General features: G+C 64.8%; 8 protein-coding genes. 2 read left to right on the top strand and 6 right to left on the bottom strand.

What is annotated here, in order from left to right:
* Position 1: 1 nt before the first annotated feature.
* The 4 genes from RBJ75_RS21800 to RBJ75_RS21785 all read right to left on the bottom strand — a co-directional run bounded on the left by RBJ75_RS21800 (position 2) and on the right by RBJ75_RS21785 (position 6773).
* Complete coding sequence (locus RBJ75_RS21800) at positions 2 to 1189, bottom strand: hypothetical protein (RefSeq protein WP_276156331.1); 1188 nt, start codon at positions 1187 to 1189, stop codon at positions 2 to 4.
* Between the two features lie 127 nt (positions 1190 to 1316).
* The gene (argG, locus tag RBJ75_RS21795; RefSeq protein ID WP_044411600.1) at positions 1317 to 2654 is read right to left on the bottom strand and encodes an argininosuccinate synthase; all 1338 of its coding nucleotides are present in this window, start codon (positions 2652 to 2654) and stop codon (positions 1317 to 1319) included.
* Between the two features lie 344 nt (positions 2655 to 2998).
* Complete coding sequence (locus RBJ75_RS21790) at positions 2999 to 5263, bottom strand: glycosyltransferase family 39 protein (RefSeq protein WP_052628935.1); 2265 nt, start codon at positions 5261 to 5263, stop codon at positions 2999 to 3001.
* Between the two features lie 91 nt (positions 5264 to 5354).
* The gene (locus RBJ75_RS21785; RefSeq protein WP_044411606.1) at positions 5355 to 6773 is read right to left on the bottom strand and encodes a flavin monoamine oxidase family protein; all 1419 of its coding nucleotides are present in this window, start codon (positions 6771 to 6773) and stop codon (positions 5355 to 5357) included.
* Positions 6774 to 7109: 336 nt separating this feature from the next.
* Between RBJ75_RS21785 and RBJ75_RS21780 the strand changes: the two genes are divergently transcribed.
* Positions 7110 to 8027, top strand: a complete 918-nt coding sequence (locus RBJ75_RS21780) for a lipo-like protein (protein ID WP_044411609.1) — start codon at positions 7110 to 7112, stop codon at positions 8025 to 8027.
* A gap of 25 nt (positions 8028 to 8052) precedes the next feature.
* On the opposite strand, the gene RBJ75_RS21775 is transcribed toward RBJ75_RS21780, so the two are convergent.
* The gene (locus RBJ75_RS21775) at positions 8053 to 10293 is read right to left on the bottom strand and encodes a putative bifunctional diguanylate cyclase/phosphodiesterase (protein ID WP_044411611.1); all 2241 of its coding nucleotides are present in this window, start codon (positions 10291 to 10293) and stop codon (positions 8053 to 8055) included.
* Positions 10294 to 10737: 444 nt separating this feature from the next.
* Here RBJ75_RS21775 and mepA point away from each other — a divergent pair, with 444 nt between their 5' ends.
* Positions 10738 to 11673, top strand: a complete 936-nt coding sequence (mepA, locus tag RBJ75_RS21770) for a penicillin-insensitive murein endopeptidase (RefSeq protein ID WP_044417109.1) — start codon at positions 10738 to 10740, stop codon at positions 11671 to 11673.
* A gap of 12 nt (positions 11674 to 11685) precedes the next feature.
* On the opposite strand, the gene RBJ75_RS21765 is transcribed toward mepA, so the two are convergent.
* Positions 11686 to 13479 (bottom strand): potassium/proton antiporter, encoded by a 1794-nt coding sequence (locus tag RBJ75_RS21765; RefSeq protein WP_044417107.1) that lies wholly within the window; start codon positions 13477 to 13479, stop codon positions 11686 to 11688.
* Positions 13480 to 13584 lie beyond the last annotated feature (105 nt).

Below are 13584 nucleotides of genomic sequence, written 5' to 3'. Positions count from 1 at the left end.
GTCACCGCCGATAGGGTTTGGATTGCCACCAGGTGCGGACCAGCGGTGAGCCGAAGCGCACGCTCTGATCGCGGGTGTCGACGCTGACGAAGCCGTCTTCGGCCAGCATGGGGATGATATCGTCGCGGTCGGTCGCCGCATGGCTGCCGAGCACCTGAGCGATATCGGCGAGACTTGCGGGTGCATCGCCGGCCTTGGCTATGCAGCGCAGCACATCGCGCGCCATCGCCTTGTCGGCGGTCTCGAAACGGTTCATTCGGGTGTCGAACTGCGCATAGAAGTCCTCGTCGAGGCTCGGCCGGATGTGGTCGGCGAAGATCCTCCGGACGTCGTCGACGGACACTGCCTTGTGGTCCTTGAGGCGGCCGAATGCGAACTGAATGAAGCTCGGATAGGCGACGGCGAGTTCCTCAAACACCACATCGACGATCGCGGGCGTCAGCCAATCGCAGTTTTCCTCCGTCGCCAGGGCCTTCAACATGGCGCGTGCGTCGTCGTCCCGCAACGGCGGGGGCGTGTTGCTTTTGACCAGATCATTGAAGTGCTCGCGGGCGATTCCGCGTTCGCGGATCAGCCAGGACAATCCCATCGAGCCGGACAGCAGCATCGGCACCCGACCGTCTTGCCGCCAGGACCGCAAGGTCGCCAGGAAGGCATTGACGTCGGCATCCTTGACGCCGCGTTTCAGCATGTTGTCGATCAGGAACGGCAGTTCGTCGATCATCAGAACGACCGACCCGTTCTGCTGCGCCAGAACTTTGGTGAGATCTCCCCTGACGAGTTCGACCTGCTGCAGCACGGCTGTGGGTGAAGCCGGTCCCTCGGCGCTCTTGCCGCGAATCACATTGACCAGCTCGACGACCTGACTGAATCGAGCCGGCGACAGCGCGCGCGAGATTTTCTGGACAGCGTCAGATTGAGGCAGCGCGCTTAACAGCGCTGTGAGCAATTTGTCGATCCGATCGTGCCCTTGAACATCGATATAGACCGGCTTCAGCCCGTGCGCTTTGAGCGCCTCCTCGACCGCGAGCATGACGCTGGATTTGCCCGTCCGCCGCAACCCGAACAGCTTGACGCTCTCGCCCGCACGCAACGAGCCGACGATCGGGTCGGTGAGTTCCGGGCGCGGCCAGTAGGATGCGCCGGAAACCGGACTGCCATAATGACGCTTGAGCTTTTCCGGCGCCACGACCCATCCTCCGCGCTAGATATCCTGAAAAAAAGATACCTAACGGAGCGAAACAGGTCAATATCTATTTTTCAAGATATATTTTCTCGAATATACCTTTCGCCTCCCGTGACTGCGGGAATTCGCCTCAGCCCTTGTCGTTTTCCAGCTTCGGAATGTGGGAGCCCTCACCGGCCGACAGCAGGCCGATCTGGGCGTAGAGATCCAGCTTGGCGCGGGTGTCGGTGATGTCGAGGTTGCGCATGGTCAGCTGGCCGATCCGGTCTTCCGGCGTGAACGGCGCATCCTTGACCTTCTCCATGCTGAGCCGCTCCGGCGCATAGGTCAAATTGGGGCTTTGGGTGTTGAGGATCGAGTAGTCGTTGCCGCGGCGCAGTTCCAGCGCCACCTCGCCGGTGATGGCGCGCGCCACCCAGCGCTGCGCGGTCTCGCGCAGCATCAAGGCCTGGGAATCGAACCAACGCCCCTGATACAGCAGGCGGCCGAGCCGCATGCCGCTGATCCGGTATTGCTCGATGGTATCCTCGTTGTGGATGCCGGTGACGAGGCGCTCATAGGCGATGTGCAAAAGCGCCATGCCGGGCGCTTCATAGATGCCGCGGCTCTTGGCCTCGATGATCCGGTTCTCGATCTGATCGCTCATGCCGAGGCCATGGCGGCCGCCGATGGCGTTGGCCTCGAGCAGCAGCGCCACCGGATCGGAAAAGCTCTGACCGTTGAGCGCGACGGGCTGACCGTCGACGAAGCGCACGCTGACCTTCTCGGCCTTGACCGCACAATCGTCGCGCCAAAACGGCACGCCCATGATCGGGTTGACGATGGTGATGCCGCAGTCGAGCTGTTCGAGATCCTTGGCCTCATGGGTGGCGCCGAGCAGATTGCTGTCGGTCGAATAGGCCTTTTCCGAGCTCATCTTATAGGCGAAGCCGTTGGCGGTCATGAACGCCGACATTTCCGCGCGGCCGCCCAATTCGTCGATGAACTGCTGATCGAGCCAGGGCTTGTAGATCCGCAGCTCCGGATTGGTCAGCAGCCCGTAGCGGTAGAAACGTTCGATATCATTGCCCTTGTAGGTCGAGCCGTCGCCCCAGACATTGACGCCGTCTTCCTTCATCGCCGAAACCAGCATCGTGCCGGTGACGGCGCGGCCGAGCGGCGTGGTGTTGAAATACGCAATGCCGCCGGTCGAGATGTGGAACGCGCCCGATTGGATCGCCGCGATACCTTCGTGCACCAGCTGCGCGCGACAATCGACCAGACGGGCCTTCGCGGCGCCGAACTCCATCGCCTTGCGCGGAATCTCGTCGTAGTCGGATTCGTCGGGCTGCCCGAGATTGGCCGTATAGGCAAACACGCGGGCGCCCTTCTGCTTCATCCACAGCAGCGCCGCGCTGGTATCGAGCCCGCCCGAAAAAGCGATGCCGACGTTTTCCCCTTTGGGTAGGCTTTTCAGAATCGTGCTCATGAAACTTCCAATCGGCTGGGTCGGTTTTGCGGCCTCGGCGCGACGATCAATCGTCGCGTCGCGTCCGCCGAACAGGCAAGGACGAGCTTTTGACTTTGGTCAAGCTCATGAAATGGCTCTTGAATGGCGCTTCGGTCCGGGGATCGCGACCGTTCGACGGCGCGGCCGGATCGGAATGCCCGGCGGAATTCGCGCCGGACTATAGGGCGAACCGCCGGCCTTGCAAGCCGCGGCGCCCATCGATTTCCCGCGCGATCGCGCAAAGCGAATCCCGATATTCGGTAAAAGCCATGCTCTAACAATAGACTAGATCAGGCCACCGATTCCCCGATCGGTCATCCGACCTAGCCGCTGCAAGGCGGCAGCGGCGCGGCGTTGCCGAGGCTTTCGGACAGCTTGAAGACCGCCACCCCCCGCTCCGAATGCCGTCCGGTCGCCGATCGGATCTCCGGCAGCCGTTCGACGACGCGATAATGCTGTGCCAGGCTTTCCAACGGCGGACAGCTGCTGACATAGAGCAATGGCCCCGGTGTCGCCGGGATCAGCGGCCGGTCGAGGTCGAACTGATCGGCCGGAACGTCGCTGCGGGACCATGACAGAACCGGAATCCCCGAATCGCGGCTGTAATAGATCAGCGACGCCAGCACGTCGCGCTTGTCGGCCACGATCGCGGCAACGCCATTGGCCTTGGCGGCAGCGACGACACCGGCGGCCAGTCCGCGCCACCCCATGGTGCGGGCATAGATGTCGGGCTTGGCGATGAACGGCAGGCTGATCTTGTTGGCCAGGCCGTCGGTGATTGGCAGCAGGATCTGCAGCGCCAGCCCGATCGCCACGGTGGCCCGCAGCCAGCGCGATTCATGCCGCCGCACCAGGATCGCGATCGCCACGATGGTGACCGAGATCGCCGACGGCGCCGCCCAATTGGCGTTGGCGTGGTTGATAATCGCGTTGCCCGCCACCAGAACCAAAGGCGGCAACGCGAACACGATCATGATGCGATCGGCCGGCTGCAGCGGGATCGCTCTGCGCCGCAGCAGCGTCAGCACAAATGCCGCGAAAACGATCGGCCCGAACACCGCGAACTGGCTGGCGAGGAAATTCACCGCCTTGATCGGCCTGAAGTCGATCCCCGCCGCACCATCGATATTGGCCTCGACATGCTGCAGCGTCACGAAATCGTGGGTCGCGACCCAGATCAGATTCGGCAACAGCAGCAGCAGCCCGATAGCCACGGCGATCCACCACAGCCGGTGCCGTAACAGCGCGCGTGCCCGCGGATCGACGAAGGCCGCGGCGAGGGTGCCGAGCAGGAAATAGGCCATCGCATATTTCGCCAGCAGCCCGAATCCCAGCGCCAGGCCCAGCACCGCCGACCAGCGCCAGTCCGGCCGGTCGAGCAGCCGGACATAGGCCAGCAGCGCCACCGCCCAGCACAATAGCAGCGGCACATCGGTCGAAATGATCCGCGCCGAAAACACCAGCCCGGGAGCCAAGGCGATGCAGATCCCGGCCCAGAACGCCGTGCGCGCGCCATAGAGCCGCAGCGCGATGACATAGGTCACCAGCGAGGTTGCCAGATAGAAGACCGGCGATGCCGAGCGGATACAGGCTTCGCCATTGCCGCATACGTCTGTGGTGGCGGCGATCAGCCAGGCCAGCAGCGGCGGCTTGGAGAAATAGCCGAACGCCGGCGCCTGCGCCCAGGCCCAATATTGCGACTCGTCGAAGAACAGATCGACCACCGAAAATTTCAGCGCGACAATGCGAAACGCCGTCAGTCCCGCCAGTGCCGCCAGCAGCCACCAGAACGACCGCGGCACGCCACCGTGATCGGGCCGCGCCAGATCGCCCGACACCCGGTCGTGCAAGCGTTTCCACCACAGCCGGGCTGCGATTCCGCGCCGGCGCATCCAGCGGTCGATCCCCTCGTCGGTCCACCCCAATGTCCGCCAGCGAAACAACGCGGCGTAGCTGAACCACACCACCAGGAAAGCGACGATGCCGGCGATCAGCACGTCGCTGGCATAATGGCCACCGAAACTCATGCGCAGCACGCCGGTGCCGAGCCCGAACAATGTTGCCGCCCCATAGGCGATCGCCCGCCACGCCGGCGGCGCCAATGCGGCGGGGGCGTAGGTCCAGAACGCGGTGCCGGCCTCGCCGGAGAAGAACGAACAATTGCGTGGGCAGGCGCCGCTGGGGTCCCAATACGGCTTGAACGCCCAGGGGCCGCCGAATTCCGCCGTCGCCACCGGGCGCGGCCGCCCCCAATGGCTCTTGAAAATCGCGTTGGTGAGAATGCCCGCCGTCATCGTGATGGTGAACACGATGAAGATCATCTTGCGACCGCCAACCAGAAGCGGACGGCGTGGCCAGATCAGCTTGGCAATGAGCGCAATGATCGACGGCGCGGCGAATGCCCAGGCAATCCACATCGCGGCGTCACGGGCGAATTTCAGCAGCGGGATGGCCGAGGCCGGAAAGTCCTTGGCGACCGGATCGTAAAACAATGAGGCCAAGCGCAGGTCGAGACCGGGAAATATCCCGAACAAAAGCCCGACCACCGCGGCAATCCCGAGCGCGATGAAAAGTCCGTTCCGGTTCATCGCGGCGGTTTAGCCGAGGCCGGAGAGGATGAAAAGCCGGCAGCCTCGCCGATACCGCCAATGACCGAAAGAGCAGACCTGCGTTGCGCGCCTATCGGGTTCTGGTCTGGGTTTTGGGCTTGGATGTCCTGCGCGGCGCGCGGCGACGACGCCGCGCCGCGGCGGGCACCTCGGCTTTTGCGGTGCCGATCCGCTTCAGCGCGGCCTCGGCGGTGCGCTCGCCGGAATCCCAGGCGCCATCGACGGTGCCCCACTGCGTTTCATGCGCGGCCTCGCCGGCCAGAAACAGGCTGCCGAGCGGCTCTGTCAACACCTTGCGCGACGGCTGCCCGCCGGGCGACGCCGCCGACATTGCGCCGAGCACGAAGGGCGCCGCGTTCCAGCGCGTCGCACTGCTGGCTTCGATTGATTTCGCCACGTCGCTGCCGAACAGCTTGGTGAGCCATTCGACCGCAAAGGCCCGCATCGCCGGCTCGCCCTGGGCCGACAGATCGCGGCCGAAGCCGCCGGCGACGTCGAGCGTACACAGCGAGGAATCGCCGATATTGGCAAACAGCGCCGCGGTCCGCGGGCCGCTGCTCTGCTCGATCATCACCTCGTCCTTGGACAGTCCGAGCGGATCGCCGGCCAATTGCAGCGCAATGCGATCGAAGCTGCCGAGGCTGAGCTTTGTCGCCGCGTCGATCTGACGTTTCGGCAATTCCGGAGTGAATTTGATCGCCCCCGACCTGAGCACATTGGTCGAGACGGTAACGATCACCGCGCGCGCCGAAATCGTGCCGGCCGGGGTCTCGACGCTGACCTCGCGGCCGCCCCACACGATTCGCGAAGCCGGCGTCGACAGCGCCACCGGCAGCGGCTCGGCGAGCTTGGCAAGCAGCGTTCCCAGACCCTGGCGGCACGCGATCAAAGCGGTGCGGTCCTGCGCGTGGATCTGGTCCATCGCCGACAGATCTTTCAGGTCCTTGCCGGCGGCGAAGGGACCGAGCAGGAATTCGACGGTCGCGGCCCAGTTTCCCAGATCCGCGGGCAGCGCCGCCGCGCAAGCGACGTCGGCCCGGCCGCGCGCCGCATCGCCAATCGCACGGTTGGCGCGGACCAAGGTCGCCAGAAGATCCTCGGTTTCTCCGGCGCGGGCGTAGCGGCGGCCGATCCTGACGCGCTGCCCCGGCGGTGCCGGCGCCACATCCAGCCCGACCGAACGCGCCAGCTTGATCATCGGATTGCTGTCGGGATTGTACAGCCAGCGCGCGCCGCGCTCGAACGGCACCGCGAAGCTGGCGGCGTCGGTCAGGCATCGGCCGCCGACCTGTCCGGCGGCCTCGATGACGATCACCTTGCGGCCCGCCGCCATGATCCGTCGCGCCGCGGCGATGCCGGCCGCGCCGGCGCCGATCACCACGACATCGGCCTCGCGGGGCACCGGCACGGCGCGGGCGTGGCTGCCAAATATCGGCGTCAAAGCGAGGCCCGCGGACGCCGTCAGGAATGCGCGGCGTGAAATGGTCATGTCATGTTTTCCGAAAATTATGACGAAGGCAAAGCTGCGGTGCCTCGTTGAGAATCCGCCTCGCTGTCGCGGCTGCGTCCGGGCACGGAAATCCATATCCGAACATGATCAGCTTCGATCGCAAATGTACGGCCGACCAGGCACGACGCCGAACGCGAGCTCCGCAGGGCGCCCGCGTTCAAAGACATTCGAAATGTGCCGCAATGGCCCGCTGGCCGCAACCGTCATGGTGAACCAATCGTGACCCGCGAATCCAGCCAATGAACCAAATTGCAACGGCTTCCCAACATAATCCAACAGCATGACGGCCGGAACGGTCGCAAAGGAACAACCATCATGGGTCTGGTGCTCGACACGGTCGGAAAGGTGCTGGCCGGCTATCTTCAAAAGGAGGTGCCGGGCTACGAGCCGTTCACGCCGAGCGATCCCGACCATCTGCGCAAGATGATGGAGCCCGGGGATGTCCTGCTGGTGGAAGGCAACAGCCGGATCGCCGGCATCATCAAATATCTCACGCAGTCGACCTGGTCGCATGGCGCACTCTATGTCGGACCGATCGACGGCGCGGCCGAGCCGGACGGCGAACCGCATGTGCTGATCGAGGCCAATATCGGCGAAGGTGTCACCTCATCGGCGCTGTCGAAATATTTCCCCTATCATACCAGGGTCTGCCGGCCGGTCGGGCTGTCCTTTGAGGATCGCCACACCGTGTGCCGCTATGCCATCAACCGGATCGGCTTCGGTTACGACACCAAGAACATCCTCGACCTGATGCGCTTCCTGATTCCGTTGCCGGTGCCGCAGCGCTGGCGCCGCCGCATGATCGCGATCGGCTCCGGGGACCCGACCAAAATCATCTGCTCGGCGCTGATCGCCCAGGCGTTCGACGCCGTACGCTATCCCATCCTGCCGAAGATCACCCGCGCGGGCAGCCGCAAGGCGCGCCGCGAAATCCTGCATATTCGCCATTCGTCGCTCTACATGCCGCGCGATTTCGACATCTCGCCCTATTTCCAGATCGTCAAGCCGACCATCGACGGCGGCTTCGACTACACCAAGCTGCATTGGGCCGATAAGCAAAAGCCGCTCGGGGATATCGCAAGCCCGATCGATCCGCATCTTGCGATCGAAACCGCGCCGCGCGTTCCCGAAGCGCCTGACAAGCAAGCGCGGCTTGTCGCTGACGGCGTGAGCGCGGGCGAACCGACGCAATCCGGCGACCCGCGCCGTCTGCCGATGGAACGGGTGGCCTGAACGGCGCGCGCCGCCATCGTCCGTCTCAGGCGACGCGGGTGGAGCTGGGACGCGCCGCATCGGGCGCGCTGGTCGTGCTGCTCTGCAAACCCAGCAGATCGGCGATTTCCACGTTGGGCCGAGCCTGGCTGAACAAAAATCCCTGCGCTTCGTGGCAGCCTTCGGCGCGCAGCCAACTCAGTTCGGATTCGGTTTCGACGCCCTCGGCGGTGATGGTGACGCCAAGCCCCATGCCGAGGCTGATGATCGATCGGACGATCGCCTGCGATTCGCGATTGCCGCACAGGTCGCGAACGAACGACTGGTCGATCTTGATCTTGTCGAATGGAAAGCTGCGCAGATAGCTCAGGGACGAATAGCCGGTGCCGAAATCGTCCATCGAGATCCGCACCCCCAGCGCCCGCAGCGCATGCAGCGTCGCCAGCACCTGGCTGCTCTTTTCGAGCAGCAGCGTCTCGGTGATCTCGAGCTCGAGCCGGCGCGGCGGCAGGTCCGATTGCTTCAGCACATCCATCACCACCGACAACAAATTGCCGCCCCGGAACTGCAGCGGCGACAGATTGACCGCGACCCGGACGTCATCGGGCCAGTTCGCGGCATCCATGCAGGCGGATCGCAGGATCTGGGCGCCGAGCGCATTGATCAGCCCGGTGTCCTCGGCCACCGGGATGAATTCCGCCGGTGAGATCATGCCGCGCTCCGGATCGGGCCAGCGCACCAGCGCCTCGCATCCGGTGATCCGGCCATCGGACAGGCCGATCAGCGGCTGGTAATACGGCCGCAACACCTCGTTTTGAATCGCAAAGCGCAATTCGGTTTCGATCTTGCGGCGGGATTGCGCGCGGGCATCCATCCCCGGCTCGAAGAAACTGAAGGTGCCCCGCGAATCGATCTTCGCCCGCGTCAGCGCCATGTCGGCGTTCATCAGCAGCTTTTCCGAATCATCGCCGTCGCCGGGCGCGACCGCGATGCCGATGCTGGCGCCGATCACGACCGATTGACCTTCCAGAAGATACGGCTCGGCGACCGCGTGCAGCAATCGTTTGGCCAACAGAATGACGTCTTCGGGCCGGCCGATGCCGCCCTGCACGATGGCAAATTCGTCGGAGTTCAGGCGAGCAAGCGGATCCTCTTCGCGCAGCGTGGAGCGCAATCGCCGCGCCACGCTGCGCAGCAAATGGTCGCCGACCGCATGGCCCAGCGTGTCGTTGACGGCCTTGAAATTATCGATGCCGAGAAACAGCACCGCGATCTTGTCCGACCCGCGCCTTGTTTGAATCAGCATGTCGTCGAGGCGCTTGCGCAGCGAGTTGCGGTTCGGCAGCCCGGTCAGCTCGTCATGCTGGGCCATGAAGGCGAGTCGCATCTCGGCGCGCTTGCGTTCGGTGATGTCCATCAGCGCCAGCAGCACGGCGGGCTTGTCTTCATAGACCAGCTGGCGCGAATAGACCGCCAGATCGATCAAGGAGCCATCGGCCTTGACGTGCTTCCAGGTCCGCGCGGCGCGATCTTCACTGGTCTGATCCTCGGCCCAGGGCAATTCGGTTTCGAAGGCCTGCAGCCGCCTGACCGTGAGCGTGGTGAATTCGGAGACCGAATAGCCGTAATGCTCGACCGCCGCGTCGTTGACGGCGAGGATCCGTTCATCCTCGAGCCCGCAGACGATCATCGGCACCGGATTGCTGTCGAACATCAGGCGGAACGACGCCTCGCGCTGCTTCAACTCGGTGATATCGACCCGCAGGCCGATGACGCCGCCATCGGTGGTGACCCGCTCCTCGATCTGGATGCAGCGGCCATCGGCCAGCACCTGCTCGTGGCGCTCGCCCGGATGAAACATCCTGGCGACCCGCTCGGCGATCCATTCTTCTTCACGACCCGTGGCTTCGGGGTAGTCGCCGCGTTCGACGCCGATCCGGATGGTGTCCTGGATCCTGGCGTGGGGGCCGAACAGATCGGCGCTGCGATGGTAGATTTCAGCGTAACGCTTGTTCCACAGGATATAATGGCCCTCGGCGTCGAGGAACACGATACCCTGCGGCAGGATCTCGATGGCTTCGCGCAACCGCTCATGCGACTTGCGCGCTTCGGCAATCGCGGCGTCGGCGGCGGCGCGCTCGCGACGGATGACGCCGGCCTGCGGGGTCGGCGGCCGCGCTGCGGTGAGCAGTTTCGGGTCGGCCTTGATCGGCCGGCCGCGCGGGGTCGGCCGAATCCGCGCCGCCCTTTTCTGCAACTTCTTTGGCTGTGACCGCCCCTTCCGCATAACCCGCCCCACTCATCCCACGTTCGTTGTGGGGTAAGTGTCTGAAAAAAAAATGAAAGAGCGCCGCGCCCGGGTTCGCAACCGAGGCCGCCAGGAACACAGCTGCCTGTTTGGGAGGCGCAAATCCACACATATCGCGCGAGCGTTCCGGGCGATGCAAGCATGGGGCGCGGGCTGGAACTTGAAATAACATTGCGGTCCGCGAGACCGGCTTGTTTTCTGGGCAAACAGCGCGGCGCGGCAAAAAAGTCACGCATCCCCCGACAAGGTTAGTGACTGCTTACCATACTTACCTTGGTTTCACGCTGAGAGGTGTGAACGCCATGGGTCTGGTCGCCTCAATCGATCGGTGCGAATCATCCCCGCGCGCCGGCGCGCAATGTCGAGACGGTGAGCGTCGTCGCACCGGCTGATTTTGCCGGCATCCTGCGCTATAGATTGACGATGATCCTGCGCGTGATTCTTGCTTTGCTGCTGTTGCCCGCCGCTGTTGTCGGGCCGACGGCCGCATTGGCGCAGGACAAGGGAACAATGCATCCCAGGATGCTGCCGCCTCTGGCCAATCCCGAGGATCCCAGCCTTGCGGCCAAGGAGCTGTTTGGCCGCGTGACCATGCCGTCATCGGCTCCGGCGCAGGCGGTCGGCTTTTATGCCAAGGGCTGCCTGGCCGGCGGCGAAGCGCTTCCGATCAACGGCGCCACCTGGCAGGTGATGCGGCTGTCGCGCAATCGCAATTGGGCGCATCCGGAGATGGTGGCGCTGTTGGAGCGGCTGTCGCGCAAGGCCCATGACCGCGCCGGATGGCCGGGCATTCTGGTCGGCGACATGGCGCAGCCGCGCGGCGGCCCGATGATTTCCGGCCACGCTAGCCATCAGGTCGGGCTCGATGCCGACGTCTGGCTGACGCCGATGCCGAACCGGCCATTGTCGCGCAACGAGCGCGAGGAGATGTCGGCGGTGATGATGGTCCGGCGCGACCGCCTCGACATCGATCCCCACAGCTGGACCCCGAGCCATCTGCAGGTGATCCGCGCCGCCGCGCAGGAGCCGGCGGTGGAGCGGATCTTCGTCAATGCGGCGATCAAGAAGGCGCTGTGCCGCGAGGCTAAGGGCGACCGCAGCTGGCTCGCCAAGGTGCGGCCGATGTATGGCCATGATTATCACTTCCACATCCGGATCAAATGCCCGGCCGGCAGCCCCGGCTGCATTTCGCAGCCACCGCCCTCGGACAGCGAGGGCTGCAGCGCCCGCGATCTGGCCTATTGGTTCAGCGACCGGGTGCTGCATCCCAAGCCGCCCAAAACTCCGCCGAAGCCGCGGCCGCAAATCACGCTGGCGCAATTGCCGGCGGCGTGCCGCGCGGTGCTGAACGCGCCGTGATCGCCGCCACGCTCACAGCCCGATCAGCGACGACCAGATCTTCTTGAGCTTGCGCTTGATCCGCTCGAACCTCGTCGGCGGCGGAGCGTCTTCCTCGTCTTCCGGCAGCCGCAGCCCGACCACGTTAACGCGGGCGCCGCCGATGCTGCGCGCCACCAGGACGATCGAATCCAGCGGCAGGGTGGCGCCCGCTTTCGGCGCGCGATCGAGGTGAAGGTCGAAATAATCGGCCAGGGTCAGCGCCGCCTCCCCCGGCTCGATCGACACGCCATAGATCGCCGCGAGATCGCCGAGCGTGATCTCGCCCGACACCACGAAATCGCCGAGCAGATGCGGGTCGGGCGCCGAGGTCGGCGGCATGTCGACAAAGAACCGGTCCAGCGCCTCGGCCTTTTCGGGCGGCGCCAGCAGATAGACATAGTCGCCGGCCATAACCGGCTCGGCCTCGGCATGCGACAGGATCCGTTGATCGCGGATCACCAATGTCGGCTTTGACCAGGACGGCAGCAGGCTGCGGCGTAGAAACAGCGATTTCGGCCGCACCTCATAGCCGACCAATTGCTGTTCGAGCTGCCCCGGCAGGTCGAGCTCGACCCGGCGCGGGCCGCGATCGGAGCGCGGCAACGCCACATGCAGGCGACGCGCCGCGGATGCCAGCGTCCAGCCCTGCAGCAGCAGCGAGGTGAAGACCACCACGAAGGCGACGTCGAAATACAGATAGGCCTTGGTCAGCCCCACCAGCATCGGGATCGACGCCAGGAAGATCGCGACCGCGCCGCGCAGGCCGACCCAGGCGATGAACAGCCGTTCGCGCCAGTTGAAACGGAATGGCGCCAGGCAGATGAACACCGCCACCGGCCTCGCCACCAGCATCAGCATCAGCGCCACCAGCACCGCCGGCCCGATGCTGGAGAACAGCCGCTGCGGCGAGACCAGCAATCCCAGCAGCACGAACATCACGATCTGCGCCAGCCAGGTGGCGGCGTCGAGAAACGCCACCACCGAATTATGCGCGCGGGTCGGCCTGTTGCCGATGATGATGCCGGCGAGATAGACCGCGAGGAATCCCGACCCGTGCGACATCTGCGCGGCGCCGAAGATCACCAGCGCCGCGGTGGCGACGAATGGCGCGTGCAGCCCCTGCGGCAACGCGACCCGATTGAGCGCCAGCACCACCAACCGACCGCCGACGAAGCCGATGACGGCGCCAAGAATCGCCTGGCGGAAGAATTCCAAGCCGACATGCAGGATCGAACTCTCGCCGATCGAGATCAACTCGACCAGCATCAGCGTCAGGAACACGGCGAACGGATCATTGGTGCCGGATTCGACTTCCAGCGTGGCGCCGACGCGCGGCCGCAGCCGCAGGCCCTGGGAGTGAACCAGCAGAAACACCGCGGCGGCGTCGGTCGAGGCCACCACGGCGCCCGCCAGCAGCGCTTCGGTCCAATTCAGGTCGAGCGCATATTTGGCCACCGGCGCGGTGATCAGCGCGGTCAGCAGCACGCCGATGGTCGCCAGCGCCACCGAGGGCGCCAGCACCGCGCGGATCGTCTGGAACCGGGTCTTCAGCCCGCCATCGAACAGGATCAGCGCCAGCGCCACCGAGCCGACCAGATAGGTGGTGTGGACATCGTTGAACTGCAGGCCGCCGGGGCCGGAATCGCCGGCGATCATGCCGACCGCGAGGAACACCAGCAGCAGCGGCGCGCCGAAGCGCAGCGCCAGCAGGCTCGACAGGATTCCCGCCATCACCAGAACCGCGCCGAGCAGGATCGCTATGCTGACTAGATCCAGTGACCCCATTGATGTTTCGCAATCCTTCAAATCATTGTTGGGGAATTCTTATCGGTGCGCCCGCACATCGCCAACCTCATTCGCCACACCACGCCAATCCGGCACAAGCCAGGA

Origin of the sequence: Rhodopseudomonas sp. BAL398 (assembly GCF_033001325.1) — a bacterium.
Lineage (GTDB): Bacteria > Pseudomonadota > Alphaproteobacteria > Rhizobiales > Xanthobacteraceae > JARJEH01.
Note: the sequence above shows the minus strand (reverse complement) of the source record. Positions and strands in the feature narration are given on the sequence as shown.